This is a genomic window from Microbulbifer sp. JSM ZJ756 (assembly GCF_044383805.1).
Taxonomy (GTDB): domain Bacteria; phylum Pseudomonadota; class Gammaproteobacteria; order Pseudomonadales; family Cellvibrionaceae; genus Microbulbifer; species Microbulbifer zhoushanensis.
The window spans coordinates 218,289-242,144 of sequence record NZ_JBISER010000004.1 but is presented as its reverse complement, the minus strand read 5'-3'; the positions used below and the strand labels follow the sequence as shown (position 1 = coordinate 242,144).

Here is a 23,856-nt window from a genome sequence, read left to right as displayed (position 1 = left end):
GCGGCGGAAAAGGTGAACTGCTGATACTAACAGCTCGCCATCGGCCTGTTGGCAGGATTTCCACGGCAGGGTGGAGGCAGACAGGGCGAATCACTGTGATAACATCCTGAAGTGTCAGGGGTAACAGTGGCCATTGGAAAGGCCGCCGGCTAGAGGACAATCTATCCCTTGCGCCCCGTACAACAAGATCCGCTAACAAGAACAAGACGGGAAGGCAGGATGCGAGTTGCCGCGGTACTTTCGGGGGTACTTTTACTCTGCGTGGGCCTGGTTGTCCGGGGAGAGTCATTATCCATAGAGCCGGGCCAGGAACCCCGGTCGCTGGTTCCCGCCATGCGTCTCCTGGAAGACCCGGACCACTCCCTGACTTTCGACCTGTTACAGTCGCCGGACGGCCAGGCCCGACTGCAACCCTGGGGAGAAAAATCCGCCAACTTTGGCTATAGCCGCTCCGCTTACTGGGTGGCATTCACCCTGGTTAACCCCAGCGACCAGTCCCTGCCCCTGCTAATCCGGCAGGACTATCCACTGATTGACCACCTGGATTTCTGGGCCCCGCGCGAGGATGGCAGCTGGCAGCATATCGCCACCGGCGACCGGCTCCCATTTGCCAGCCGCCCACTGGAGCTGCGGAACTTTGTATTCCCGGTAACCCTCCCGCCCAATACCGAGCGCACTTTCTACCTGCGCTATGCCACCCAGGGATCAATGAATATCGGCCTGGAGGTCAGCAGCGAGAGGGCGTTTATCCCGCACCTTACCCTGGACCAGTTCCTGCTCGGGGTTTACTACGGTGGATTTCTGGTGCTGGTGATCTACAACCTGTTTCTCTTCCTGGCAGTGCGCGACCGGGCCTATATCTATTACATGGGCTACGCGCTCAGTTACGGCCTCTACTTCGGGGTGCTGAACGGTGTGGCTTTCCAGTTTTTCTGGCCCGGGAATCCCTGGCTGGCGAATGAGAGCCTGGTGGTGCTGCTGGGTATTGTGCTGGTCTGTGCTACCCAGTTCGCCCGCTCAATCTGCTCCGGCCGGCAACTGGCACCGCGACTGGACCGGCTGGCGCGCCTGCTGCTGGTGGTGACGATTCCGCTGACGATCGTGTCACCCTTTGCCGGCTACCGGCTGATGGTCACCCTTTTTACGGTGCTGATCCTGCTGGCGAGCTTCCTGTTGCTGGCCATGGGCGCCGTCAGCTTGCTGCGGGGATCCATCCCCGCACGCTATTTTATGGTGGGCTGGAGCACCCTGCTGGCCAGTGTGATTGTCTACGTGCTGAAGACGTTCGGCTGGCTGCCCCACAACGCCATCACCCACAACGCATTCCAGGTGGCCGCCCTGGTCGAGATGGTGTTGCTGTCACTGGCGCTGGGTGCGCGGGTGCGCGAGATCCGGCGGCGCGGATACACCGACGAGCTTTCGGGGCTCAGTAACCGGCGCTATTTCGAGGAAATGCTGCCCCGGGAATTCGAACTGGCCCGGCGCACCGGTGCACCGCTCTCGTTGCTGTTTATGGATCTTGATCACTTCAAGGCCATCAACGATCGCTACGGGCACGCCCGTGGTGATGAGGCGATCCGTGCGATCGGCGAACTGATCGAGCAGGAGACACGCCGGCCGATGGTGGCCTGTCGTTATGGTGGCGAAGAGTTTGCGCTGCTGTTGCCGGATACCCGCGGCGAGCAGGCGCAGGTACTGGCCGAGCGCCTGCTGCGACGGGTGCGGGAGCTGGACCTGTTCGAGCTGCCCCTCACCATCAGTATCGGCGTGGCGAGTTTCGAGCGCGGCAACCTGGGTGCACCGGTGCAGCTGCTGGAGGCGGCGGATGCGGCGCTTTACCGGGCCAAACAGGGGGGGCGTGACCGCACAGCGGCGAGCGCGGCCCCGGTTGCGTTTGCAGAAGCTGAGACCTCCTGAAATCGCACTTTCGCCGGTAGGGCCGGCCAGGCGATACTGCCGGGTTCCCGCCCGCCGGCCTCGCCGGAAACTGCGGTCCTTTGGTGTGCCGGCCCGTCCCGGTAAACTGTGAAGGGGTTTCAGCGGTTTACGAAACGGAGCTTGGCATGGGCAGTGAGAGGCGGGACAGCGAGCGGTCGAACCTGCGCCAGTGGTTTTGCCAGCTCGACCAGCTGCTCGCCGGCGCTGCCCGGTGGTGGCAATTCCGGCCCTTCCATCACCGCCAGTGGCGCTGGCTCGATACCCATCCCGAACTCTGTCAGGCCCTGGATTCGCTGGAAGACGACGTTCTCCGGCAGCTGGAGGCGGATATGGTCGAGGCTGCCGACTGGCTCTCCCCCTGGCTGGCCGAAGCGCCGCCGCTGCTGGCACTGAGCCGCCTGCCCCGGCTGGAGGCCCGCGTGCTGGCGCCACCGGAGCGACTGGACCACGGGGTACCCGGGCGCAAGTGGCAGCAGATCCTGGCTTTTGCCGGATGCCTGCCGGAGTCGCAGGATCCGGTCCTGGAATGGTGCGCCGGTAAGGGCCACCTGGGCCGGGTGCTGGCCACCTGCGATGGGCGGCCGGTGACCAGCCTCGAGTGGCAGGCGCGTCTCTGCGACGAGGGTACCCAACTGGCGCAACGCAGTGGCGCGCCCATGCGCTTTGTGCATTGCGATGCGTTCGCGCCGGAAGCGGCGCAGTGGGTGACCGGCGCCGATGCGGTGGCCCTGCACGCCTGCGGCGACCTGCATACCACCCTGATGCGGCACTGGGCCCACGGCGGCGGGCGGCACCTGAGCCTGTCACCCTGCTGCTATCACCTGTTGCGCGGTGAGGCGTTCCTGCCGCTCTCCGAAACTGCCAGGGTGGCCCAGGTGCGGCTCAGTCGCGACGACCTGCACCTGCCCCTGCAGGAAACGGTTACAGCGGGTGCCGGCGTGCGCCGCCTGCGCCAGCGCGAACTGCACTGGCGGATGGCGTTTGACGAGCTTCAGCGTGAGCTCCGCGGTGTCGACGAATACCTGGCGGTACCGAATATACGCAAGGGTTTACTGACCGGACGCTTTGCCGATTTTGCCCGCTGGGCGGCGGAGCGCCGGCAGCTGTCGTTGCCGGCAGATATCGACGAGGAGCACTGGTTGGCGCTGGGCCTGCAGCGGCGGCATCGCGTGCGGCGCATGGAGCTGGTGGCCCATGTTTTCCGCCGGCCGCTGGAGTTGTGGCTGGTGCTGGACCGGGCGCTGTACCTGGAAGAGCAGGGCGCACGGGTGGAGATCGGGGAATTCTGCGATCGCGAAATCACGCCACGCAATATCCTGGTCCGGGCAACTCGCCCATAAAAAAGGCGGCCATGGTGGCCGCCTTTTTTGTCTCTCGCTTCAGGACCTGCCGATCAGGTCTTCAGCTTCTTGTACTGCATCCGGTGCGGGGTGGCATCCTCACCCTTACGCTCCACGAAGTCCTCGTGGTATTCGGTGTAGTTGCCCTCGAAGAACACCACATCGCTCTCGCCCTCGTAGGCCAGGATATGGGTCGCCACCCGGTCCAGGAACCAGCGGTCGTGCGAGATTACCAGGGCGCAGCCGGGGAAGTTCAGCAGGGCCTCTTCCAGTGCGCGCAGGGTCTCGATGTCCAGGTCGTTGGACGGTTCGTCCAGCAGCAGCACGTTGGCGCCCTGCTTGAGGGTGTAGGCCAGGTGCAGCCGGCCGCGCTCACCACCGGACAGTTCGCCCACGCGTTTCTGCTGGTCGCTGCCCTTGAAATTGAAGCGCCCGACGTAGTTGCGGGAGCCCACTTCGTAGTTGCCGATCTTCAGCATGTCGTGGCCGTCGGAGATGGCTTCCCACACGGTCTTGTTGTCGTCCAGGTTCTCGCGGCCCTGCTCGACGTAGGCCACCTGCACGGTCTCGCCGACCTTGATCTCACCGGAGTCCGGTTTCTCGCTGCCGGTGATCATGCGGAACAGGGTCGACTTACCGGCGCCGTTACCGCCGACGATACCCACGATGGCACCTTTCGGCACACGGAAGGACAGGTCGTCGATCAACAGGCGGTCGCCGAAACCCTTGCTTACGTGCTCGAACTCAATCACGTTGTCGCCCAGGCGCTCACCCGGCGGAATGTAGATCTCGTTGGTCTCGTTGCGGGTCTGGAAGTCCTGCGACTGCATTTCTTCCAGCCGCGACAGGCGGGCCTTGTTCTTGGACTGGCGGCCCTTGGGGTTCTGGCGCGCCCACTCCAGCTCCTTTTTCATTGCCTTCTGGCGGGCCTGCTCGCCGCGCTGCTCCTGCTCCAGGCGCTTTTCCTTCTGCTCCAGCCAGGTGGTGTAGTTGCCCTCCCAGGGGATACCGTGGCCGCGGTCCAGTTCCAGGATCCAGCCGGCGACATTGTCGAGGAAGTAGCGGTCGTGGGTGATGGCCACCACGGTGCCATCGAAGTCGTGCAGGAAGCGCTCCAGCCAGTAGACACTCTCGGCGTCCAGGTGGTTGGTGGGCTCGTCCAGCAGCAGCATGTCGGGGCGGGACAGCAGCAGGCGGCACAGGGCCACGCGGCGCTTCTCACCACCGGACAGCAGGTTTACGTCGGCGTCCCAGGGCGGCAGGCGCAGGGCGTCGGCGGCCACTTCCAGGCGGTGCTCCAGGTTGTGGGCATCCCAGGCCTGGATCACGTCCTCGTACTGTTGCTGCTTCTTGGCCAGGGCATCGAAGTCGGCGTCCGGCTCGGCGTAGTCGGCGTAGACCTGCTCCAGGCCGGCGAGGGCGTCGATGGCCTCGCGTACACCGTCTTCCACATTGCCGCGCACGGTCTTGGCCGGGTCCAGCTGGGGCTCCTGCGGCAGGTAGCCCACCTTGATGCCCGGCATGGCCCGGGCCTCGCCGTTATAGTCCTGGTCCACGCCGGCCATGATGCGCAGCAGGGTGGATTTACCGGCGCCGTTCAGGCCCAGCACGCCAATCTTGGCGCCGGGGAAGAAAGACAGGGAGATATCCTTGAGGATTTCGCGTTTGGGCGGCACTACCTTGCCCACCCGGTTCATTGTGTAGACGTATTCAGCCATTGATAGAGGGCTTCCCGTAATCGGTTGCAGGATCGGTCAGAAATTGCGCGCAACTTATCAGTTTGCCGGAAAAGTGCAACCGGCCCGCGGGCCGGCCGGGCTTGATACCGCGGGCCTGGCCGATAATGTGGCATCCACAGGCAGCGGCCGGACCTGTAGGGGCGGACCTTGTGTCCGCCTGTTCGACCACGCGCCGTTGCTCCCGGCGGTCATTTGGGCACCCGGCTGACCCGCCCGTCGATCTGTGGTTAACTGCGGCGAACATGAATAGCACTAGATGAGAGCAGTCGAGATGGAGCGAGAAGCCAGCAGCGATTCCCCGGTCACCTTCCGGCGCCACGGCGCCCTGGCGCAGGCGACCCTGAACCTGCCAAAGGCGCTGAACGCGCTCAACCTGGAAATGATCGACCTGTTGTCGGCCCAGCTGGATGCCTGGGCCGAGGACGACAGCGTGGCCTGCGTGTGGATCGATGGCAGCGGCGACAAGGCGTTCTGCGCCGGTGGCGATGTGATCGCGCTCTACCGGGAGTCGGCCAGCTACGCGGAGGCCGCGGCGGGGGAGGGCAGTACCGAGTTCACCTCAAAGTTTTTCTCGCATGAATACCGGCTCGACTATCGCATCCATACCTACGAGAAACCGATTGTGGTCTGGGGTGGCGGTTACGTGATGGGTGGCGGAATCGGTGTCATGGCCGGCGCCAGTCACCGGGTGGTCACCCCGTCGACGCGCCTGGCCATGCCGGAAGTGACCATCGGCCTGTTCCCGGATGTGGGCAGCAGCTGGTTCCTCAACCGGATGCCCGGGCGGCTGGGGTTGTTCCTGGGCCTGACCGGGGCGCAGTTCAACGGTAGCGACGCACTCTTCGCCGGCATGGCGGACCGGATGCTGGCTGACGATGCGCGTGAGCGGGCACTGGAAGCGGTGGCCGGGCTGGATTTCACCGGCTCCGGCAAGCCCTTCCACCAGCTGGTGAGTGATTGCCTGAAAGGCCTGCAGCTGCCCCATGAAGAGCAGCCGGCATCCCCACTGCGCGAGCACTTCGACATCATCCAGCAGCTCACCGATTTCGCCACCCTGCCGGAGGTGTGGCACTCCATTACCGGTTATGGCGGGGATGATCCCTGGCTGCAGAAAGCAGCGAAGACACTCGCCGCCGGCTCACCGATGACGCCCTGGGTGGTCTGGGAGCAGCTGCAGCGTGCCCGGCACCTGTCGCTGGCGGATGTGTTCCGCATGGAGCTGGCGCTGGCGGTCAACCTCTGCAACAGCGGTCACCTGCGCGAGGGCGTGCGTGCGCTGCTGGTAGACAAGGACCGCAACCCGCAGTGGCAGCCGGCCGGCCTGGAGGAGGTGCCGCTGGGCGAGGTCCTGGGCTGCTTCCGCGATCCCTGGCCGGTACACCCGCTGCGGGATCTTTGAGGCCCCGCACCGGACAGCCCCTCGACCAATGGATAAAAACACAATAAAAGGATGGTAAGAGATGCACAAAGCAATCGAGAAAGTGGCCTTTATCGGCCTGGGCCATATGGGTGGCCCGATGGCGGCCAACCTGGTGAAGGCAGGTTTTGCGGTAACTGCCTTTGACCTGTCAGAAGCGGCGCTGAAGCAGGCCGAGGCAGAGGGCTGCAAGCGTGCGGGCAGTGCGCAGGAGGCGGTGGCCGGCGCCGACGCGGTGATCTCGATGCTCACCACCGGCGACGTGGTCAAGGGCGTCTACCTGGGGGCCCGAGGCCTGCTGCAGGCAATGGATGACGGCACCCTGGTGGTCGACTGTTCCACCATTGCCGCCAGTGATGCACGCCAGCTGCTCTCCGCCGCCCACGAGCGCGGCCTGCCGGCCATCGAGGCGCCGGTATCCGGTGGCACCGCCGCGGCGGAGGCGGGGACCCTGTCATTTATGTGCGGTGGCGATGCCTCTGCGGTGGACGCGGCGCGGCCCCTGCTGGAAGCCATGGGGGCAAATGTCTTCCACGCCGGGCCGGCGGGGTCCGGCCAGGTGGCGAAAATCTGCAATAACATGTTGCTGGCGATCCATATGATTGGCACCGCCGAGGCCCTGCAGATGGGGGTGGATAATGGCCTGGACCCGAAGGTGCTGTCCGACATCATGCGTGCCAGTTCCGGCGGCAACTGGTCACTGGAAAAATACAACCCGTATCCGGGCGTGATGGAGGGAGTCCCGGCATCGCGGGATTATGAGGGAGGGTTCTCTGTGCAGCTGATGCTGAAGGACCTGGGGCTGGCGATGGACACAGCCGCCGGCAGCGCTTCCTCGACGCCCCTGGGAGCGCTGGCGAAAAACCTGTACCAGCTGCACGGTGGTGACCCGTCGAACCGGATGCTGGATTTCTCCAGCATCCAGAATATGTTCCGCCGGCCGGCTGGCGACTGAAGGCGGCTATTGCGCGGGCCGGCGCTCAGGCGAGGGCGCGGTGCCCGGTTGCCTCTCCCCGGGTGCCTGTCAGCCACGCCAGGGCAGCGCCCTCGCTGCGGAAGTAGCGCAGTTCCGCGCCGGTAAACCAGTTGGCGACCCGTGTGGCCAGCTCCTGCCAGTTGCCGTTACCGAGCAGGGCCACCTGCGAGAATTCATTGCCGTGGCGCAGTCCCAGTCTCAGGTCATCCCAGGCCGCGCGCCATTCCCACCCGCTCAGCTCCCGGATATCCACCAGTGCCTTTACATTCGGGTGTGCCACCGAGTCCAGAGCCTGCTCCAGCAGCGGCGTGATGATCTCGTAGTCCCAGTGGGTCAGTTCGCCCGAAACCCGGATATGCAGGAAAAACTCCGAGTCTACCCGTTCTATCCCCACGGACAGGCCATGGCGCTGGAAATCTTTCATTAAACTCTCCCCAAACTTTCCCCGGTACAGTGATTTTGTGATTCAGGCGCCGACGCAGGCATCGAACTGCAGGCTGGCAAGGTAGTGCTGCAGGGACTCATACAGGTTGCGGATTTCCGCATTGAACAGGGGATCCCGCTGGCACTGCAGTTGTTGCTCTATGGCCTGCCAGTCTTCCCGGGTCAGCAGTTGCTCGAACTGCGGGAAGATCTCCCGGTTTTCCCTTTCCATATGCTGTCGCTGCAGTTGCAGGTATTCCCGCACGGACCGGAACAGCTGGTTGCGTTCCACGGCTGCATCGTTGGCAATGGCGTAGAAGAGGGTGCTCATGTGGCGGGTGGCGGCGGTAATGGCCCGGTGCTCCGACAGGGTTGTTTCAACCGGGGCCAGGCTGGCACCGGGTTTCGCGCGCAGGCGCTCCATGGCCAGGTCCTCCACCGGGTGATGCCAGCGGTCGGGGTACACACTGATGTAGTCCAGTGCGTCGAGGATCAGCCCCAGGGTTCCCGGGTCGCGCTCCTGCCGGGCAAAGTCGGCCAGCAGCTGGTCGAAGGCATCCAGCAGCTGCTGCATGTTGCGGTGATCGCGGCAAAGCTGGCGGTAGAGATTGTGCATGGTGGTCTCCATCCCCGGGTCAGTTTCTGGTTCCCAGTATTGAAGCCCCACGGCAATGCGGCCTTGACCTGAATCAAGTGGCCGGCGCTTTGCGGTGTAGATCTGCGCCGACGGGCACCGGGGAAACTGGAAGAGAGCCCCGGCGGCAGGGGACGCGGCCCGGAAAGCGCTAGTGGCCACCAGAAGACTCTCCCCGTCGATTGCCCGCCAGTCATAAACCCGCCCGATTGATTTACATCAATTGCCCCTCTTTCCATTTGGTTAACCTGCGCTCGTCCCGCTCGCATGCTGGCAGTAACAAAACCAATAACAGGATGTTCTCGTGCGGGTGGGCTTTAAGACAAAGGTATGGAGAACCCGAATGAAAGTATTTGCCGCTGTTGCCGGCCTTCTCGTTTCCCTGCAAGCCGTGGCCTACCAGCCCGGTGAGGTCATCGTCCGCAGTGGTGCGGCCACGGTCAGCCCGGATGTCAGCTCGAGTGCGCTGTCCCTGTCCGGCACGGAGCTCGCCGGCACTGCTGCAGACGTCGAGGACGGCACGGCACTGGGCCTGACTGCCACTTATATGCTCACCGATACATGGGGCCTGGAACTGGTGGCGTCCTCACCGTTCAGTCACGACCTTGCTGTCGAGGGGCTGGGAGAGACCTTCGCCCTCGGCGAGACCCGCCACCTGCCGCCCACACTGCTGCTGCAGTGGTATCCCCGGGTGGCGGGAGAGGTGGTGCAGCCCTACCTGGGGCTCGGGGTGAACTACACGGCGTTCTTCGACGAGCAGGTGGACGGGGCGGCCGATCGCCTGTTCGCAGACCTGGGCGCAACCGGCAGTGCCGACTTGTCGCTGAAGAATTCCGTGGGTGTCGCCGCGGAAGCCGGCGTGGATTTTGCCTTCGGCCAGGATCGCCGCTGGCTGTTGAACCTGAGTGTCTGGTGGATGGATATCGATACCGAGGCCAGCGTCCGGGTGCCCGGCCTCGGCAACATCGAGGCAGATGTGGAGTTCGACCCACTGGTCACCGTCGCCGGGCTGGGTTACCGATTCTGAGGCCTGCAGGCCCCTGGCTACTCGGACTGAACGTGAGCCGGCTGCGGCCGGCGCCTTTACTGGGTGAAGCATTATGATCGCGTCGTACCAACAACCCGATTCGGCCCTTTCGGCGGAACTACTGTCCCGCTATAGCGGCCCCTGCCCGCGCTACACTTCCTATCCCACGGCCGACCGCTTCGTGCCGCTGGGGGAGGGCATGGAGCCGTGGGCGTCACTGCGGGATATCGACAGCCTGTCGCTCTATGTGCATATCCCGTTCTGTCACTCGCTATGTTACTTCTGTGCCTGCAACAAGGTGATTACCAACCAGTACGGCCTGGCCTCCAGTTACCTGGACCGGGTGCTGGAGGAAGCGCGCTGGTACCGGGAGCGGGTGGCGCGGGTGCCGGTGGTGCAGTTGCACCTGGGCGGTGGCACGCCCACATTCCTGACCGACTCGGACCTGTGTCGGCTGGTGGAGGGCCTGGGGGAGATCTTTGACCTCCGCCGCGACGACGCCAGCGAGTACAGTGTGGAGGCGGATCCCCGTACCTTCCGGCTGGAGACCCTGGATACCCTGCGGGAGCTGGGCTTCAACCGCCTGAGCCTGGGTATCCAGGACTTCAACCCGGTTGTTCAGCGGGCCATTAACCGTATCTGTGATGCGGAGGCAGTGGAGCAGATTACCCGTGCAGCACGGGAGCGGGGCTTCCGCTCGATCTCCTATGACCTGGTCTATGGGTTACCGCACCAGACGGTGGCCACCCTGGAGCAGACCATCGGCCGCGTGGCACAGCTGGCGCCGGACCGGATCGCGCTCTATCACTACGCCCACCTGCCGCAGCGGTTCAAGGCCCAGCGCCTGATCGACAGCGATGCCATGCCGGCGCCGGCGGAGAAGATCGCCATGCAACTGGCCGCGGTGGAACAGCTGGGCGCGGCGGGTTACGAATTCCTGGGCATGGACCACTTTGCCCTGCCCGGCGATGAGCTGGCCCGCGCGGCCAGAGAGGGCACGCTGCAGCGTAACTTCCAGGGCTATACGTTAATGCCGGCAGATGCCCTGATCGGTCTGGGGGCCTCGGCGATCAGTTACAGCGCCGGCGGCTACTGGCAGAACCAGCATCGGCTGAAGGAATATGTCGAGTCGATCCGCGAGCGTGGCTTTGCCGGCTTCCGCGGCTGGGCCATGTCGACAGATGACCGGTTGCGCCAGTATGTGATCATGGAGCTGATGTGCCGTATGCGCGTGGACAAGGAGGATGTTGCCCGGCGCGCCGGCGCGCCGTTCGGGGAGGCCTTTGCCGCGGAACTGGAGCGGTTGCAGCCATTGATTGCCGATGGCCTGCTGCGCGAGGATGACCGGTCGCTGGAAATCACCGGGCGCGGCCGCTGGTTCACCCGCAATATTGCCGCGGCTTTCGATGCTTACCTGCATGCGACGGCTGGCGAGTCGCGCTACTCGCGTGTGCTCTGAAAAAGTGTTTGCGACCAGCTGGCTAGCTGGCCAGTGACCGCGACGACAGGTTTCCGAGGGAGTACAATGCCGCTATCGCAACCAGCCCGGAGCATCCCATGACAGACAGCCGCCACGCAGTGCAATGCAGCGATTGCTCGGTTCGTCGCCTGTGCCTGCCCGCCGGCCTGCCGGAGGCGGATATCGACCGCCTCGAGCAGGTGACACGCAACAAGCGGCTGGTCAAGGCAGGGGAGAACCTCTACCGCAGCGGCGATCCGTTCCACAACCTCTATGCAATCCGCTCCGGCAGTTTCAAGACCGCGGTAATCGCCTCTGATGGTGACACCCAGGTGACCCACTTTGCCCTGCCGGGTGAATTGCTGGGGCTGGATGCCTACAGCAGCCGTGCCCATCCCAGTTACGCCGAGGCGCTGGAAGACAGCAGTGTCTGTGTGCTGCCGTTTGGCCAGCTGGAGTCCCTCGCGCAGCAGGTGCCGGCATTGCAGCAGCAGATTTACAGTATTTTTTCCGAGGAGCTGCGGCAGGAAAACGAGATCCTGCTGTTACTGGGTAAGCGTTCCGCCAATGCCCGCCTGGCGGCACTGCTGGTCAATATTTCCAGCCGCTATGCGCGCCGGGGTTATTCCGCCAGCCGCTTTGTGCTGTCGATGCCCCGTATGGATATCGCCAATTACCTGGGGCTGACACCGGAAACCGTCAGCCGCCTGTTCAGGGCCCTGCAGAAAGACGGGCTGATCCGGGTGAGCGGGCGCGAAGTGGAAGTGCTCGACCTGATCGCGCTCAGCGAACTGGCCGGCACTCACTGCGGCTACGATGAAAGTGAAATCGGTCGCCGGTCGGCGATCACCTGAATAATCCTGCCCCGCATATCGCCGGGGACTCCTGCCCGCTCAGGCCACTGTTGCCGGCTGGCTGTTACTGACGTACCGCTGTACCGCATCGTACTGGTCGCGCATTGCCGGCCCGAATACCGGGTCCTCGCGGTCGCCGAGTTGCGCGCGGACCAGCTCCCAGTCTTCCGGTTCCAGGTAACGCTCCATCAGCGGGAATACACAATGGTTTTCCATCAGGATATGGGAGCGCTGGGCGGCCAGGTACTGGCGCGCCGCGCCGTAGAGGTGGTCCCGTTCCACCGCGCAATCGTTGGCGACGGCATAAAACAACTCTTTCATCTTGCGGGTTTCCCGGGCCAGGCGGCGATGTTCTTCCCGGGCGCGCAGTATCGGTTCCGGCTCCACTCCCGGCTTGGCGAGCAGGATCTCGCAGGTGACATCCTCCACCGGGTGATGCCACTTTTCCGGGTAAATGGCGATGTAATCCAGTGCGTCGATAATCAGGTCGAGGGTTGACGGATCGCGGTCCTCTCGCGTCATTTCCGCCAGCAGCTGTTCGAGGGCATCGAGCACCTGCTGGATATTCCGGTGGTCCTGGCACAGTTGTGCAAAGATGCTGTCCATCGCTATCTCCGTCGCTTGATAGTGGGGCGTTAACGCATTGGGTCGCGCATTGTCATTGTCAGGATCTGTTCAGGTTCTGTTAATTACCGTTATTCATAATGCTGTGGTGGAAGGCTTCGGCGCCATGTCCAGCGATTGCGCCCGTGGGGCGGGTACAGTCTCAGAGCCAAGTTAATGTAGCAGTGAGTATGTCGCTGTATGTGGCTTATGGTGCCGACAGAGTCGGTATCAGGCGAATTGTGACTTTTTTCCGCAGCTGCGGAACGATTACTGCGACAGCCGGGTCTATTGCCGTCCTGGGACCTGTTCACTTTTTTACTGTGAACAGGGAGCTGGCCGGAACGGAGAAAGGCGGATAGAATCCGCGCAAATTTAACCAAGACAACAATTTGGGGATTTTTCCTATGCGTAAATTGGCGACGGGCCTGGCGGCCCTGGCACTGGTTTGTTCTTCTGCAGCGAACGCCGAGGGCGGCTACTGGGGCGCTACTGCCGGCCTGATGACCGTTGACGCGAACACCGTTGACGACCCGATCAACTTCGGCCTGCGCGGCGGTTACACCTTCTCCTCCGGCTGGGGCTTCGAGGGTGAGTTCACCGATTCCCTGATCAGCGGCGAGGCGGATGCCTTTGATGGTCGCGACATCGATGTGGATATCCAGACCCTGGGTGGTTACGCCACTTACCGCTCCTTCGGCGACGTCTACTTCAAGGGCCGCCTGGGCCTGATCTACGAAGACGTGAGCGTTGGTGGCTACAGCAGCGATGACACCGGTATCTCCGTCGGTGGTGGTATCGGCCTGAACCTGAGCCCGAACACCAATGTCGAGTTCGAGTACACCATGATCGAAGAGGACGTGAACTTCTGGTCCGGCACCATGATCCTGACCTTCTGATCCCCTTCGCGGCGCGGCCGGCCACGGCCGCGCCCATCCCTGCCAGCCCTCGCTGCATGCCAGCTGCCGGACCCCCCGGTCAAAAACACCGTTTATCCTCCCCGAAGCCGCATAAATTGGGGCGCAGACCACTTTTCCTTGGTGTACAATGCGCGCCTTTCTACAGTTGTGCTAATGGCTCCTGTGCCCATCGGTGCAGCGTCCACAGCCCGATTTATTGAGGGAAAACCATGTTTGATCCATCAGTCACACTCTCCTCTTACGACCCGGAAGTCTGGGAAGCCATCCAGGAAGAGGACCGCCGCCAGGAAGAGCATATCGAGCTGATCGCCTCCGAGAACTACACCAGCCCGATGGTGATGGAGGCGCAGGGCAGCACCATGACCAACAAGTACGCCGAGGGTTACCCGGGCAAGCGTTACTACGGCGGCTGTGAGTATGTGGACAAGGTGGAAGTGCTGGCGATCGAGCGCGCCAAGAAGCTGTTTGGTGCCGATTACGCCAACGTGCAGCCGCACTCCGGTTCCCAGGCCAACGCCGCGGTTTACCAGGCGCTGTGCGCGCCGGGCGACACCGTGCTGGGCATGAGCCTGGCCCACGGCGGTCACCTGACCCATGGCGCGCGGGTGAACTTCTCCGGCAAGATCTACAACGCGGTGCAGTACGGCCTGAACCCGGAAACCGGCGAGGTGGACTACGAGGAAGTCGAGCGCCTGGCACTGGAACACAAGCCGAAGATGATCGTTGGCGGTTTCTCCGCTTACAGCCGTGTCATGGACTGGGCGCGTTTCCGCGAGATCGCCGACAAGGTGGGTGCCTACCTGCTGGTGGACATGGCCCACGTGGCCGGCCTGGTGGCCGCGGGTGAGTACCCGTCACCGATCCCCCACGCCGACGTGGTGACCTCCACCACCCACAAGACCCTGCGCGGCCCGCGCGGCGGCATCATCCTGGCCAAGGCCAACGAGGAGATCGAGAAGAAACTGAACTCCGCGGTATTCCCGGGCGGCCAGGGCGGCCCGCTGATGCACGTGATCGCCGCCAAGGCAGTCTCCTTCAAGGAGGCCATGACCCCGGAGTACAAGCAGTACCAGAAAAAGGTGGTCGAGAACGCCCGCGCCATGGCCGATACCTTCCTCGACCGCGGCATCAACATCGTATCCGGTGGTACCGATGATCACCTGATGCTGGTGGACCTGATCGGCAAGGATTACACCGGTAAGGATGCGGACGAGGCGCTGGGCCGTGCCAATATCACCGTGAACAAGAATGCGGTGCCCAACGACCCGCGCTCACCGTTCATCACCTCCGGCCTGCGCGTCGGTACCCCGGCCATCACCACCCGCGGTTTTGGTGTGGAGGAAACAAAGCAGCTGACCCACTGGATCTGTGATGTGCTGGACGCACTGGAGCAGGGCGATGCGGAAGCCACCATCGGCGAAGTGAAGCAGAAGGTACTGGATATCTGCGCCAGCTTCCCGGTGTACAAGGGCTGAGCAGCCAAGAGGCGCGGGCGTCGATAGCGCCCGCCGGTGCAGTTCTTGCTAAAAGCGGCCTTTGGGCCGCTTTTTTTATGCTTTTTCCGCCTGATTGCAGACTTTTGTTCTGGAAGATGCAGTCCCCCGGCAATTCTGTTTTAATGGGCCCAATCCTAAAAGCCGAACTCTAATTCGGTTCTTCCCGGCGCACCGTTTGATTTGTGTGTCCGTCGTACTCCGCCCGGATTGGCGGAAGTTTTTTCTGGGGCCCACGCGGTATCGGGCACATGTCTCCGCCGGTGGCCGGACTGCCGTTGGGCGGGGGCCGGTCAATCCCGCAGCGTTGCTGCGATATTGGGGGAGAGTATGCGCACCATCCGACAAGTTTTCGGCGTCCTGTTGCTGGCCACTGGCCTGGTACAGGGCGCGGCCGCGCAGCAGGAGCTGCACCTGGCCAACTGGTCCGACTACATCGGTGAGAACACCATTACCCGTTTCGAGGCCGAGACCGGTATCCGGGTGCACTATTTCGAGTACGACGATATCGAGGAGCTGGAGGACGCCTGGATCAATGGCGGGCGGAAGTTCGACCTGATTGTTCCCAGTACCGAGAACCTCGCGGCCTACATCCAGGCCGGACTGCTCAGCCCGCTCGACAAGAGTCGCCTGTCCGGGCTGGAGAGCCAGGACCCGGAATTTATGCGGCGCCTGCGGGACTTCGACCCGGACAATCGCTACGCCCTGCCGTTTCTCTGGGGCACCGTGGGCATCGGCTACAACGTGGAAGCGGTCAGGGAGGCCTTTGACGGGCGCCTGCCCACCGACAGCTGGGACCTGCTGTTTGACCCCGTGCGCCTGCAGCGGCTGGATCACTGCGGCGTGACGCTGATGCGCTCGCCGGAAGAGATTTTCGATGTGGGGCTCAAGTACATCGGCAAGGACCCCAATAGCATGAGCACCGCGCACCAGCTGATGGTGGCCAACCTGCTGTCGAAAGTACGCCTGCACGTGACCGACTTCGATTCCGGCGAATATGTCGAGAACCTGGCCAGTGGCAGGCATTGCCTGGTACACGGCTGGAGCGGCGATATCCTGCAGGCGCAGGTGGATGCCCGGGAAGCGGGCAAGGAGTTTGAGATCCGCTACGTCACCCCCCGGGAAGGGTTCCCGCTGTGGATCGATACCATCGCCATGCCCGCCAGCGCCGCCAATCAGGATGCGGCCTACCAGTTCATGAATTACCTGCTGCGCCCGGAGGTGATCGCCGAGATCTCCAATGAGCTGCAGTATGCCAACGCCAATACCGCTTCCCGCGACCTGATGGACCCGGAGTTGCTGGCCAATCCCATCGTGTACCCGGACAGCTCCCAGTTGACCAATGCCTGGATGGCGCTGCCCACCGAGAGCCGGGTGCTGACCCTGCGCCATAAGCTCTGGCAGCGGATCATCGAGCGGGAGGACCTCTAGGGAACCGACTGGAGCCCAACCCCCCGGATCCGGCAGGTGGCGCCCCGCTGCGCCGCCTGTGTTAAACTGCCGCCCGTTTTTCTACAGGGCCGAATACCCCATGCACTGTCCTTTCTGCAGCGCGGAAGAAACCAAGGTCGTCGACTCGCGCCTGGTGGCGGAGGGCGACCAGGTGCGCCGGCGCCGCGAGTGCCTCGATTGCCACGAGCGCTTTACCACCTTTGAGACCGCCGAATTGCTCCTGCCCCGTGTCATCAAGCAGAACGGGCAGCGCGAACCCTTCAACGAAGACAAGCTGCGCGCCGGCATCCAGCGTGCGGTGGAGAAGCGGCCGGTCAGCACCGAGCGGGTCGAGTCCGCGGTGGCCCAGATCAAGCACGCCCTGCAGGCCACCGGTGAGCGCGAGTTGCCGGCCATGCGCGTCGGCGAGCTGGTGATGGAGCAGCTGCGGGAGCTGGACCAGGTGGCCTATGTACGCTTTGCCTCTGTATACCGCCGCTTCGAGGATGTCAGTGACTTCAGCCAGGAAATCGAGCGGCTGACAAAGCCGACGGAGCCGCAATGACCCATAGCCCCCAGGCCCTGATGAACCGCGCCGTGCAGCTGGCGGAGCGCGGTCTCTACACCACCATGCCCAACCCCCGTGTCGGCTGTGTGATAGTCGATGACAACGGCGCCATTGTGGGAGAGGGCTGGCACCGCCGCGCGGGCCTGCCCCACGCCGAGATCGAGGCGCTGCGGGACGCCGGCGACCGCGCCCGCGGTGCCACCGCCTACGTCACCCTGGAGCCCTGCAGCCATACCGGCAAGACCGGTCCCTGCGCCCAGGCGCTGGTGGAGGCGGGCGTGGCCCGGGTCGTCTACGGTATGGAAGACCCGAATCCCGCGGTCAGTGGCCAGGGGCTGCAGATATTGCGGGATGCCGGCATCGAGATCGAGGGCCCGCTGCTGGAAGTCGCCTGTCGCGCCCTGAACCCGGGCTTTATCAAGCGCATGACCCTGGGGCTGCCGCTGGTGCGCAGCAAGTCGGCGATGAGCCTCGACGGCCGTACGGGTATGGCCAGTGGCGAGTCGAAGTGGGTTACCGGCCCCGCGGCACGCGCCGATGTGCAGCGCCTGCGGGCGCGCAGCTGTGCGATCGTTACCGGCGTGGACACCGTGCGGTTCGACAACCCCAATATGAATGTCCGCGCCGATGAAATGGCGCTGGAGATGCTCGCCGCCGAGCAGGCGGCGGAAGTGCAGCCGCTGCGGGTAATCGTCGACAGTCACCTGCGCACCCCGGCGCGGGCCTTTATATTGCAGGGCGACGCCCCCACACTGGTGTGCACGACCGCACAGGCCGAGCCGGAGCGCCGTGAGCGGCTGGAAAAGGCCGGGGCCGAGGTGGTCGTCCTGCCGGCGGGCGGCGATGGCCGCGTGGACCTGCTGGCCCTGCTGCAGGAGCTGGCGCGCCGGGAGTGCAACGAGGTGCTGGTGGAGAGCGGTGCGACCCTCTCCGGCGAGTTCCTCTACCGCGGCCACGTGGACGAGATGATCGTCTATATGGCACCCAAACTACTGGGCAGCACCGCCCGGCCGCTGTTCGAGCTGCCCATCGAGCGGATGGGCTCGGTGTTGCCGATAACCATCACCGACATGCGCGCGGTGGGACACGACTGGCGCATTACCGCCACCACTGACATCGAGCGCTAGCGGCGCCCGACTGGAGATTTTCCCCGATGTTTACCGGTATTGTGGAAGCCGTAGGCGAGATCACCGAATTGAAACCCGTGGGCGGCGACCTGCGGGTGCGGGTAAAGAGCGGCAAGCTTGACCTGGGCGACGTGCAGCTGGGGGACAGTATCGCCACCAACGGCGTTTGCCTGACAGTGGTGGACCTGCCGGGCGATGGCTACTGGGCGGATGTTTCCGCCGAGACCATGGATGTCACCAGTGTCAGTAACTGGAAAAAGGGTGACCGGGTCAACCTGGAGAAAGCCCTGACGCCGCAGACCCGGCTGGGTGGCCATATTGTCAGCGGTCACGTGGACGGTATCGGTGAGGTGGTCTGGCGCAAACAGGAGGCCCGAGCCGAGCGCTTCCGCCTGCGCGCGCCGGCGCAGCTGGCAAAATATATCGCCCACAAGGGGTCGATCACGGTGGACGGCACCAGCCTCACCGTGAATGCGGTGGATGGCGCGGAATTCGAGCTGACCATCGTCCCCCACACTCTGCAGGAGACAGTGATGGGCGACTACCAGGCGGGCACCCGGGTCAACCTGGAGGTGGACCTGATCGCCCGCTACCTTGAGCGATTGCTGCTGGGGGACAAGGCCGCAGAGCCGGACAGCGATGGGCTGACCGTAGAGTTCCTGGCGAAACACGGTTTTTACCGGGGCTGAATACCGCGATCCCAGTGGGAAATTGATACCTGCTTGCAGGCGAACACGAAGAGAGATTTATGGAACTGAACACCGTTGAAGAACTGATCGACGATATCCGCCAGGGCAAAATGGTGATCCTGATGGACGACGAGGATCGGGAAAACGAGGGCGACCTGGTGATGGCGGCCGAGCAGGTGCGCGCCGAGGATATCAACTTCATGGCCACCCATGCCCGCGGCCTGATCTGCCTGCCCATGTCCCGGGAGCGCTGCGAGCAGCTGGACCTGCCGCTGATGTCACAGGACAACGGTGCCCAGTTCAGCACCAATTTCACGGTTTCCATCGAGGCTGCCGACGGTGTAACTACTGGCATCTCCGCCGCCGACCGCGCCCGCACCGTGCGCGCCGCGGTGGCGCGCAATGCGAAGCCGCGGGATATCGTCCAGCCGGGGCATATCTTCCCGATCATGGCCCAGCCCGGCGGCGTGCTGAGCCGCGCCGGCCACACTGAGGCCAGCTGTGACCTGGCGCGCCTGGCCGGGTTCGAGTCGGCGGCGGTGATCGTCGAGATCATGAATGAAGACGGCACCATGGCGCGGCGCCCGGACCTGGAGACCTTTGCCAAGGCCCACAACCTGAAAATCGGCACCATCGCCGACCTGATCAACTACCGCGCGCTGAACGAGACCACCGTGGAGTGCACCAACGAGCGCCAGGTGGAGACCGAGTACGGCAATTTCAGGCTGCGCACTTACCTGGACAAGGCGCGCCGCGAGCGCCACTTCGCCTTTATCAAGGGCGAGCCCAGCCCGGAGGAGCCGACGCTGGTGCGGGTCCATGTGGGCAACACCCTGCGCGACGTGCTTACCATCCGCCGCGGCGACGAAAAATACACCCCCTGGACCTTCCGCCGCGCCATGCAGCGGGTGGAAAAGGAGGGCAAGGGTGTGGTGGTACTGATCTGCCACAATGAGACCACCGAGGAGATCGAGGAGAGCATCGACTGGCTGATCAGCGGCAAGCAGCAGCGTCCCAGCCAGGACCTGGTCTACAAGCAGGTGGGCACCGGCTCGCAGATCCTGCGGGACCTCAAGGTGCGCAAAATGCGCCTGATGAGCGCACCTTTCCGTTTCAGCGCCATTTCCGGTTTCGACCTGGAAGTGGAAGAGTACCTGAACGCGGACGATTGATTTGAGCGCCCCCCCTGGGGGGCGAATTTTCGCCTGCGCGGCAGGCGCCTGTAAGACACAAGAACGTATCTGGAAACAACGATGAGCAAGATCAAGGTTATCGAAGGGGATTTCGTCGGCTGCCATGGCAAATATGCCCTGCTGGTGAGCCGCTGGAACAGCTTTGTGGTGGAAAGCCTGAAAGAAGGCGCCCTGGATACCCTGCGCCGCAAGGGCATCAAGGAAGAGGACATCACCATTTACTACGCGCCGGGTGCCTTCGAGTTCCCGCTGGCGGCCAAGAAGCTGGCGGCCAGCGGTCGCTATGACGCCATCATCGCGCTGGGCGCGGTTATCCGTGGCGGCACCCCGCACTTTGAGTATGTGGCGGGCGAGTGCACCAAGGGCCTGGCACAGGTTTCCCTCGACAGTGGCGTGCCGGTGACCTTCGGCGTGCTGACCGTGGACTCCATCGAGCAGGCCATCGAGCGCTCCGGCACCAAGGCCGGCAACAAGGGCTGCGAGGCGGCGGAAACCGCGCTCGAGATGGTGTCTCTACTGGGTAAAGTCTGAAGCCGGGTTACACCGGTTAGTGGATAATCTCGTAGGAGCGGCCCGTGGCCGCGACCGGTAGACGCTGGCATGGAACAGCAATCGCGGCCTGAGGCCGCTCCTACAGTTTTTGAATCGGAATTGATAATGACCGTTACCGCATCCGCGCGCCGCAAGGCGCGCCACTACGCCATGCAGGCGCTGTACCAGTGGCAGATGGCCGGCGCCAGCCTGAATGCCATCGAGGCCGAGTTTCACGCCGACAACGATATGAGCAAGACGGACGTGGCGTATTTCCGCGACCTTTTCCACGGTGTGGCCAAGAACCTCGACGAAGTCGAGGGAGCGTTCGGCCCGCACCTGGACCGCGGTATCGAGGCGCTGGACCCGGTGTCCCGTGCCTTGCTGCGTATGGCCACCTATGAATTGCAGAACCGTATCGACGTGCCCTACAAGGTGGTGATCAATGAGTCGGTGGCGCTGGCGAAGAAGTTCGGCCCCACCGATGCTTTCAAATATATCAACGGCATTCTCGACAAGACCGCCGCAGACGTGCGCGCGGCGGAAGTGAACGCCGACAAGCAGGGCTGAGCATCCTGGCCATGCGCACGCCCCCCGGCGAGTTCGAGATTATCCGCGAGTATTTCGCCGGCGCACCGCGCGGCGAGGGGGTGGTGCTGGGCATTGGCGATGACTGCGCATTGCTGCAACCGCCCGCCGGGGAGCAGCTGGCCACCAGTGTCGACACGCTGGTGGCCGGGCGCCATTTTCCCGACGGTGCTGACCCGGCCCTGCTGGCCGGGCGTGCGTTGCGGGTAAACCTGAGCGACCTGGCGGGAATGAACGCCCGCCCGCTCTGGTTTACCCTGGCGCTGACCCTGCCGGAGAGCGATCCGGACTGGCTCCGCGGCTTTGCCGATGGGCTGTTACAGACAGCGCAAGCCTACGGGATTTCCCTGGTGGGCGGCGATACCACCAAGGGCCCGTTGACGATTACCGTGCAGGTAACCGGCAGCACCTCGGCGCCGCTGCGCCGCGACGGGGCCCGGGCGGGAGACGCGGTGTTTGTCAGTGGGCCACTGGGTGCGGCTGCGGCAGCGCTGCCGGTGATTCTCGGCGAACGCGAGGTGGCCCCGGAGCTTTACCAGCGCGCCCAGCGCGCCTACTACTCGCCGGAGCCGCAGCTGCAGACCGCAGCGGCTGTCGCGGGGCTGGCCACCAGCGCCCTGGATATTTCCGATGGCCTGCTGGGGGACCTGGGCCATATCTGCGCCGCCAGTGACCTGGATGCGGAACTCGATATGGCGCGACTGCCGGTGGACCCCCTGGCCGCCGAGTTGGCGGGTGAGGGGGCACTGGAGCTGGCCGCCACCGGCGGCGACGATTACCAGCTCTGTTTTACTGCCCCGCCGTCGAGGGCGGGCGAGGTGGCAGAGCGCTGCGCCGCACACGGTGCCAGGCCAGTACGGATCGGCACCCTGGTGGCGCGGCCCCGGGGCACACAGGAACGGGCGCGAGTTCGCTGCCTGCTCGATGGCGAGGAGTGGCTGGCAAAACAGCCCGGATACCGGCACTTTTGAACTATGACAGATACCTCCATCCCCCAGCCCACCGCCGCCCAGCTACTGCGCAGTCCCACCATGCTGCTGGCATTTGGCTTCGGGTCCGGCCTGGCGCCTAAAGCCCCGGGTACCTTCGGAACCCTGATGGCGCTGCCATTCTGGTGGCTGCTGCAGCACCTGCCGCCGGTCCAGTACCTGGCGGTGGTGGTAATCAGTGCGGCGGTGGGCTGCTACCTCTGCGGTACCGCCTCGCGGGCCCTGGGGGTGCACGACCACGGCGGCATCGTCTGGGACGAGATGGTGGGCTACTGGCTGACCATGTTCCTGGCGCCGGCGGGATGGGGCTGGGCCCTGTACGGGTTCGTGCTGTTCCGCCTGTTCGATATCGCCAAGCCGCAGCCCATCGGCTGGGTGGACCGCCGGGTGCACGGTGGTGTGGGGATTATGCTCGACGATATACTGGCGGCCGGATACGCGGCGCTGGTGTTGCAGCTGACCGCGGCCTGGATGGGATAGACCGGTTTGCGGACCGGTGAAAGGGGATTGCCACCGTGAAACTTCGTCGCCTGCTTGCCTGTTGCCTCCTGCTCTGCTCGTCACCCCTGTGGGCGCAGCAGGTACAGCTGAAAGCGCTGTTCGGCACCAGCGCCATGCTCGAGGTGGACGGCAGGCAGCGACTGCTCAAGAGCGGCGAGACCTCTCCCGAGGGGGTACGCCTGCTGGAAGCGAATAGCGAATTCGCGCGGGTGAAGGTCGGTGACCGCGAGCAGAAACTGACCCTGGATGCCCCAGTGGCGGCGCGTTATGCGAAGAGCGAGCGGAAGGAAGTGCGCCTGGTGGCGGACAGCCGCGGCCATTTCAGCACCGATGCCTGGGTCAATGGGCTCAGGGTGCCGGTGCTGGTGGATACCGGCGCGACCAGCATCGCGTTCAACTTCCCTACCGCACAACGGCTGGGCCTGGACCTGGAGCGCGCCGAGCCGGTACGTGTGGCCACGGCCAATGGGGTCACCCGTGCCTACCGGGTAACACTTGCCAGCGTCACGGTGGGTAGTATCAAGCTGCACAATATCGAGGCGACAGTGCACGCCAACAACTTTCCCCATATCACCCTGCTGGGCAACAGTTTCCTGAGCCGGCTGGATATGGAACAGCAGCGCGGCATGCTGATCCTGCGCGCGCGCAATTGATGATGAGGTAAGAACTTGACCATTCGCTTTGTGGAATCCTCCAAGCTACCCACCCCCTGGGGCATGTTTGAGATGCACGGGTTCGAGGAGACCGACACCGGCAAGGAGCACCTGGTGCTCACCATGGGTGACCTGGATACCGATGAGCCGGTGCTGGCCCGGATTCACTCCGAGTGCCTTACCGGTGACGCCCTGTTCTCGCTGCGCTGTGACTGCGGTGCGCAGCTGCAGCATGCGCTGCACCGCATTGCGATGGAGGGGCGTGGGGCAGTGTTTTACCTGCGCCAGGAAGGGCGCGGCATCGGCCTGCTGAACAAGATCCGCGCCTACAAGCTGCAGGATTGCGGCGCCGATACGGTGGAGGCCAATGAGCAGCTGGGCTTCGGTGCGGATATGCGCGATTACTCGATCCTGAAGGCAATGCTGGACCACCTGCATATCGGCTCCATCCGCCTCATGACCAACAACCCGCGCAAGGTGAAAGCGCTGGAAGACCTGGGGGTGAAAGTAGTGGAGCGCCTGTCCCACCAGACCGGCCGCAACCCGCATAATATCAAGTACCTCTCCACCAAGCGGGGCAAGCTGGGCCACCTGCTCAACGACGAGGAAGAGGGGGATGGCCAAGAGTCCTGAGCCTTCCCACTGCCTGATGTTTCTGCCGTAGGGGCGGACCTTGTGTCCGCCCGCATCCCCCGCGCTGTAACCCCTGTCCTTGCAAACACTTTTCCGCGGCACTCGCCTGCAGGGCGGGTTTCCTCCCGGC

At 63.9% G+C, this 23,856-nt stretch carries 24 protein-coding genes; 20 read left to right on the top strand and 4 right to left on the bottom strand.

Annotated elements, in window-relative coordinates; all coding sequences use genetic code 11:
• The first annotated feature begins 219 nt into the window (after window positions 1-219).
• Together ACH6CX_RS09180 and ACH6CX_RS09175 are read left to right on the top strand one after the other, a co-directional pair.
• Complete coding sequence (locus tag ACH6CX_RS09180; RefSeq protein ID WP_396675335.1) at window positions 220-1,917, top strand: 7TM diverse intracellular signaling domain-containing protein; 1,698 nt, start codon at window positions 220-222, stop codon at window positions 1,915-1,917.
• 146 nt (window positions 1,918-2,063) lie between these two features.
• Window positions 2,064-3,278 carry a methyltransferase gene (locus tag ACH6CX_RS09175; protein ID WP_237062725.1) on the top strand — a complete coding sequence of 405 codons (1,215 nt, stop codon included), beginning with the start codon at window positions 2,064-2,066 and terminating at the stop codon, window positions 3,276-3,278.
• A 53-nt stretch (window positions 3,279-3,331) separates the two neighbouring features.
• Here ACH6CX_RS09175 and ettA read toward each other — a convergent pair whose 3' ends face one another.
• The gene (ettA, locus tag ACH6CX_RS09170) at window positions 3,332-4,996 is read right to left on the bottom strand and encodes an energy-dependent translational throttle protein EttA (protein WP_396675334.1); all 1,665 of its coding nucleotides are present in this window, start codon (window positions 4,994-4,996) and stop codon (window positions 3,332-3,334) included.
• A 277-nt stretch (window positions 4,997-5,273) separates the two neighbouring features.
• On the opposite strand from ettA, the gene ACH6CX_RS09165 reads away from it, so the two are divergent.
• Both ACH6CX_RS09165 and mmsB read left to right on the top strand, forming a co-directional pair.
• Window positions 5,274-6,416 (top strand): enoyl-CoA hydratase/isomerase family protein, encoded by a 1,143-nt coding sequence (locus ACH6CX_RS09165; RefSeq protein WP_233006355.1) that lies wholly within the window; start codon window positions 5,274-5,276, stop codon window positions 6,414-6,416.
• A gap of 61 nt (window positions 6,417-6,477) precedes the next feature.
• Window positions 6,478-7,389 (top strand): 3-hydroxyisobutyrate dehydrogenase, encoded by a 912-nt coding sequence (gene mmsB / locus ACH6CX_RS09160; protein WP_233006354.1) that lies wholly within the window; start codon window positions 6,478-6,480, stop codon window positions 7,387-7,389.
• Between the two features lie 25 nt (window positions 7,390-7,414).
• On the opposite strand, the gene ACH6CX_RS09155 is transcribed toward mmsB, so the two are convergent.
• Both ACH6CX_RS09155 and ACH6CX_RS09150 read right to left on the bottom strand, forming a co-directional pair.
• The gene (locus ACH6CX_RS09155; protein WP_233006353.1) at window positions 7,415-7,834 is read right to left on the bottom strand and encodes an STAS/SEC14 domain-containing protein; all 420 of its coding nucleotides are present in this window, start codon (window positions 7,832-7,834) and stop codon (window positions 7,415-7,417) included.
• A 42-nt stretch (window positions 7,835-7,876) separates the two neighbouring features.
• On the bottom strand, window positions 7,877-8,449 hold the full coding sequence (locus ACH6CX_RS09150) for a hemerythrin domain-containing protein (RefSeq protein ID WP_233006352.1): 573 nt from the start codon (window positions 8,447-8,449) through the stop codon (window positions 7,877-7,879).
• A 361-nt stretch (window positions 8,450-8,810) separates the two neighbouring features.
• Between ACH6CX_RS09150 and ACH6CX_RS09145 the strand changes: the two genes are divergently transcribed.
• From ACH6CX_RS09145 to fnr, 3 genes are all read left to right on the top strand, one after another.
• Window positions 8,811-9,494, top strand: coding sequence for an OmpW family protein (locus ACH6CX_RS09145; protein ID WP_396675333.1), 684 nt, complete (start codon window positions 8,811-8,813; stop codon window positions 9,492-9,494).
• 73 nt (window positions 9,495-9,567) lie between these two features.
• Window positions 9,568-10,953, top strand: coding sequence for an oxygen-independent coproporphyrinogen III oxidase (gene hemN, locus ACH6CX_RS09140; protein WP_233006350.1), 1,386 nt, complete (start codon window positions 9,568-9,570; stop codon window positions 10,951-10,953).
• Between the two features lie 98 nt (window positions 10,954-11,051).
• Window positions 11,052-11,807 carry a fumarate/nitrate reduction transcriptional regulator Fnr gene (gene fnr, locus ACH6CX_RS09135; protein ID WP_233006349.1) on the top strand — a complete coding sequence of 252 codons (756 nt, stop codon included), beginning with the start codon at window positions 11,052-11,054 and terminating at the stop codon, window positions 11,805-11,807.
• Window positions 11,808-11,846: 39 nt separating this feature from the next.
• Here fnr and ACH6CX_RS09130 read toward each other — a convergent pair whose 3' ends face one another.
• Window positions 11,847-12,413 carry a hemerythrin domain-containing protein gene (locus ACH6CX_RS09130; protein WP_334078633.1) on the bottom strand — a complete coding sequence of 189 codons (567 nt, stop codon included), beginning with the start codon at window positions 12,411-12,413 and terminating at the stop codon, window positions 11,847-11,849.
• A gap of 404 nt (window positions 12,414-12,817) precedes the next feature.
• Between ACH6CX_RS09130 and ACH6CX_RS09125 the strand changes: the two genes are divergently transcribed.
• The 13 genes from ACH6CX_RS09125 (at window position 12,818) to ribA (ending at window position 23,726) form a co-directional block, all read left to right on the top strand.
• Complete coding sequence (locus ACH6CX_RS09125) at window positions 12,818-13,309, top strand: outer membrane beta-barrel protein (RefSeq protein ID WP_334078634.1); 492 nt, start codon at window positions 12,818-12,820, stop codon at window positions 13,307-13,309.
• A 230-nt stretch (window positions 13,310-13,539) separates the two neighbouring features.
• Window positions 13,540-14,805, top strand: coding sequence for a serine hydroxymethyltransferase (gene glyA / locus ACH6CX_RS09120; RefSeq protein WP_233006346.1), 1,266 nt, complete (start codon window positions 13,540-13,542; stop codon window positions 14,803-14,805).
• Between the two features lie 348 nt (window positions 14,806-15,153).
• Window positions 15,154-16,254 carry an extracellular solute-binding protein gene (locus ACH6CX_RS09115; RefSeq protein ID WP_237062717.1) on the top strand — a complete coding sequence of 367 codons (1,101 nt, stop codon included), beginning with the start codon at window positions 15,154-15,156 and terminating at the stop codon, window positions 16,252-16,254.
• 100 nt (window positions 16,255-16,354) lie between these two features.
• The gene (gene nrdR, locus ACH6CX_RS09110) at window positions 16,355-16,819 is read left to right on the top strand and encodes a transcriptional regulator NrdR (RefSeq protein WP_233006344.1); all 465 of its coding nucleotides are present in this window, start codon (window positions 16,355-16,357) and stop codon (window positions 16,817-16,819) included.
• The gene (gene ribD / locus ACH6CX_RS09105; RefSeq protein ID WP_233006343.1) at window positions 16,816-17,949 is read left to right on the top strand and encodes a bifunctional diaminohydroxyphosphoribosylaminopyrimidine deaminase/5-amino-6-(5-phosphoribosylamino)uracil reductase RibD; all 1,134 of its coding nucleotides are present in this window, start codon (window positions 16,816-16,818) and stop codon (window positions 17,947-17,949) included. The genes nrdR and ribD overlap by 4 nt, the downstream gene beginning before the upstream one ends.
• Before the next feature lie 26 nt (window positions 17,950-17,975).
• Window positions 17,976-18,638 carry a riboflavin synthase gene (locus ACH6CX_RS09100; protein WP_233006342.1) on the top strand — a complete coding sequence of 221 codons (663 nt, stop codon included), beginning with the start codon at window positions 17,976-17,978 and terminating at the stop codon, window positions 18,636-18,638.
• A 59-nt stretch (window positions 18,639-18,697) separates the two neighbouring features.
• Window positions 18,698-19,810: a bifunctional 3,4-dihydroxy-2-butanone-4-phosphate synthase/GTP cyclohydrolase II gene (ribBA, locus tag ACH6CX_RS09095; RefSeq protein WP_396675332.1), complete on the top strand. Its 1,113-nt coding sequence runs from the start codon at window positions 18,698-18,700 to the stop codon at window positions 19,808-19,810.
• Window positions 19,811-19,891: 81 nt separating this feature from the next.
• The gene (gene ribE / locus ACH6CX_RS09090; protein ID WP_396675331.1) at window positions 19,892-20,362 is read left to right on the top strand and encodes a 6,7-dimethyl-8-ribityllumazine synthase; all 471 of its coding nucleotides are present in this window, start codon (window positions 19,892-19,894) and stop codon (window positions 20,360-20,362) included.
• A gap of 126 nt (window positions 20,363-20,488) precedes the next feature.
• Entirely contained in the window at window positions 20,489-20,932 is a 444-nt protein-coding gene (gene nusB, locus ACH6CX_RS09085; protein WP_233006339.1) for a transcription antitermination factor NusB, read from the top strand.
• Window positions 20,933-20,943: 11 nt separating this feature from the next.
• Window positions 20,944-21,921 carry a thiamine-phosphate kinase gene (gene thiL / locus ACH6CX_RS09080; RefSeq protein WP_233006338.1) on the top strand — a complete coding sequence of 326 codons (978 nt, stop codon included), beginning with the start codon at window positions 20,944-20,946 and terminating at the stop codon, window positions 21,919-21,921.
• A gap of 3 nt (window positions 21,922-21,924) precedes the next feature.
• Complete coding sequence (locus tag ACH6CX_RS09075) at window positions 21,925-22,419, top strand: phosphatidylglycerophosphatase A (RefSeq protein WP_233006337.1); 495 nt, start codon at window positions 21,925-21,927, stop codon at window positions 22,417-22,419.
• A 35-nt stretch (window positions 22,420-22,454) separates the two neighbouring features.
• Window positions 22,455-23,093: a TIGR02281 family clan AA aspartic protease gene (locus tag ACH6CX_RS09070; protein WP_233006336.1), complete on the top strand. Its 639-nt coding sequence runs from the start codon at window positions 22,455-22,457 to the stop codon at window positions 23,091-23,093.
• Window positions 23,094-23,108: 15 nt separating this feature from the next.
• Window positions 23,109-23,726, top strand: coding sequence for a GTP cyclohydrolase II (ribA, locus tag ACH6CX_RS09065; protein WP_233006335.1), 618 nt, complete (start codon window positions 23,109-23,111; stop codon window positions 23,724-23,726).
• The last annotated feature ends 130 nt before the right edge of the window (window positions 23,727-23,856 follow it).

Excerpts from the sequence above, each read along its gene's own strand:
- ACH6CX_RS09155 (WP_233006353.1), bottom strand. The coding sequence starts at position 7,834 with ATGAAAGATTTCCAGCGCCATGGCCTGTCCGTGGGGATAGAACGGGTA.
- ACH6CX_RS09130 (WP_334078633.1), bottom strand. The coding sequence starts at position 12,413 with ATGGACAGCATCTTTGCACAACTGTGCCAGGACCACCGGAATATCCAG.
- glyA (WP_233006346.1), top strand. The coding sequence starts at position 13,540 with ATGTTTGATCCATCAGTCACACTCTCCTCTTACGACCCGGAAGTCTGG.
- ettA (WP_396675334.1), bottom strand. The coding sequence starts at position 4,996 with ATGGCTGAATACGTCTACACAATGAACCGGGTGGGCAAGGTAGTGCCG.
- ribE (WP_396675331.1), top strand. The coding sequence starts at position 19,892 with ATGAGCAAGATCAAGGTTATCGAAGGGGATTTCGTCGGCTGCCATGGC.
- ACH6CX_RS09165 (WP_233006355.1), top strand. The coding sequence starts at position 5,274 with ATGAGAGCAGTCGAGATGGAGCGAGAAGCCAGCAGCGATTCCCCGGTC.
- ACH6CX_RS09175 (WP_237062725.1), top strand. The coding sequence starts at position 2,064 with ATGGGCAGTGAGAGGCGGGACAGCGAGCGGTCGAACCTGCGCCAGTGG.
- ribBA (WP_396675332.1), top strand. The coding sequence starts at position 18,698 with ATGGAACTGAACACCGTTGAAGAACTGATCGACGATATCCGCCAGGGC.
- ACH6CX_RS09115 (WP_237062717.1), top strand. The coding sequence starts at position 15,154 with ATGCGCACCATCCGACAAGTTTTCGGCGTCCTGTTGCTGGCCACTGGC.
- mmsB (WP_233006354.1), top strand. The coding sequence starts at position 6,478 with ATGCACAAAGCAATCGAGAAAGTGGCCTTTATCGGCCTGGGCCATATG.
- ACH6CX_RS09145 (WP_396675333.1), top strand. The coding sequence starts at position 8,811 with ATGAAAGTATTTGCCGCTGTTGCCGGCCTTCTCGTTTCCCTGCAAGCC.
- ACH6CX_RS09180 (WP_396675335.1), top strand. The coding sequence starts at position 220 with ATGCGAGTTGCCGCGGTACTTTCGGGGGTACTTTTACTCTGCGTGGGC.
- hemN (WP_233006350.1), top strand. The coding sequence starts at position 9,568 with ATGATCGCGTCGTACCAACAACCCGATTCGGCCCTTTCGGCGGAACTA.
- thiL (WP_233006338.1), top strand. The coding sequence starts at position 20,944 with ATGCGCACGCCCCCCGGCGAGTTCGAGATTATCCGCGAGTATTTCGCC.
- ACH6CX_RS09150 (WP_233006352.1), bottom strand. The coding sequence starts at position 8,449 with ATGCACAATCTCTACCGCCAGCTTTGCCGCGATCACCGCAACATGCAG.
- ACH6CX_RS09125 (WP_334078634.1), top strand. The coding sequence starts at position 12,818 with ATGCGTAAATTGGCGACGGGCCTGGCGGCCCTGGCACTGGTTTGTTCT.
- ACH6CX_RS09100 (WP_233006342.1), top strand. The coding sequence starts at position 17,976 with ATGTTTACCGGTATTGTGGAAGCCGTAGGCGAGATCACCGAATTGAAA.
- nrdR (WP_233006344.1), top strand. The coding sequence starts at position 16,355 with ATGCACTGTCCTTTCTGCAGCGCGGAAGAAACCAAGGTCGTCGACTCG.
- nusB (WP_233006339.1), top strand. The coding sequence starts at position 20,489 with ATGACCGTTACCGCATCCGCGCGCCGCAAGGCGCGCCACTACGCCATG.
- ACH6CX_RS09075 (WP_233006337.1), top strand. The coding sequence starts at position 21,925 with ATGACAGATACCTCCATCCCCCAGCCCACCGCCGCCCAGCTACTGCGC.
- ribD (WP_233006343.1), top strand. The coding sequence starts at position 16,816 with ATGACCCATAGCCCCCAGGCCCTGATGAACCGCGCCGTGCAGCTGGCG.
- fnr (WP_233006349.1), top strand. The coding sequence starts at position 11,052 with ATGACAGACAGCCGCCACGCAGTGCAATGCAGCGATTGCTCGGTTCGT.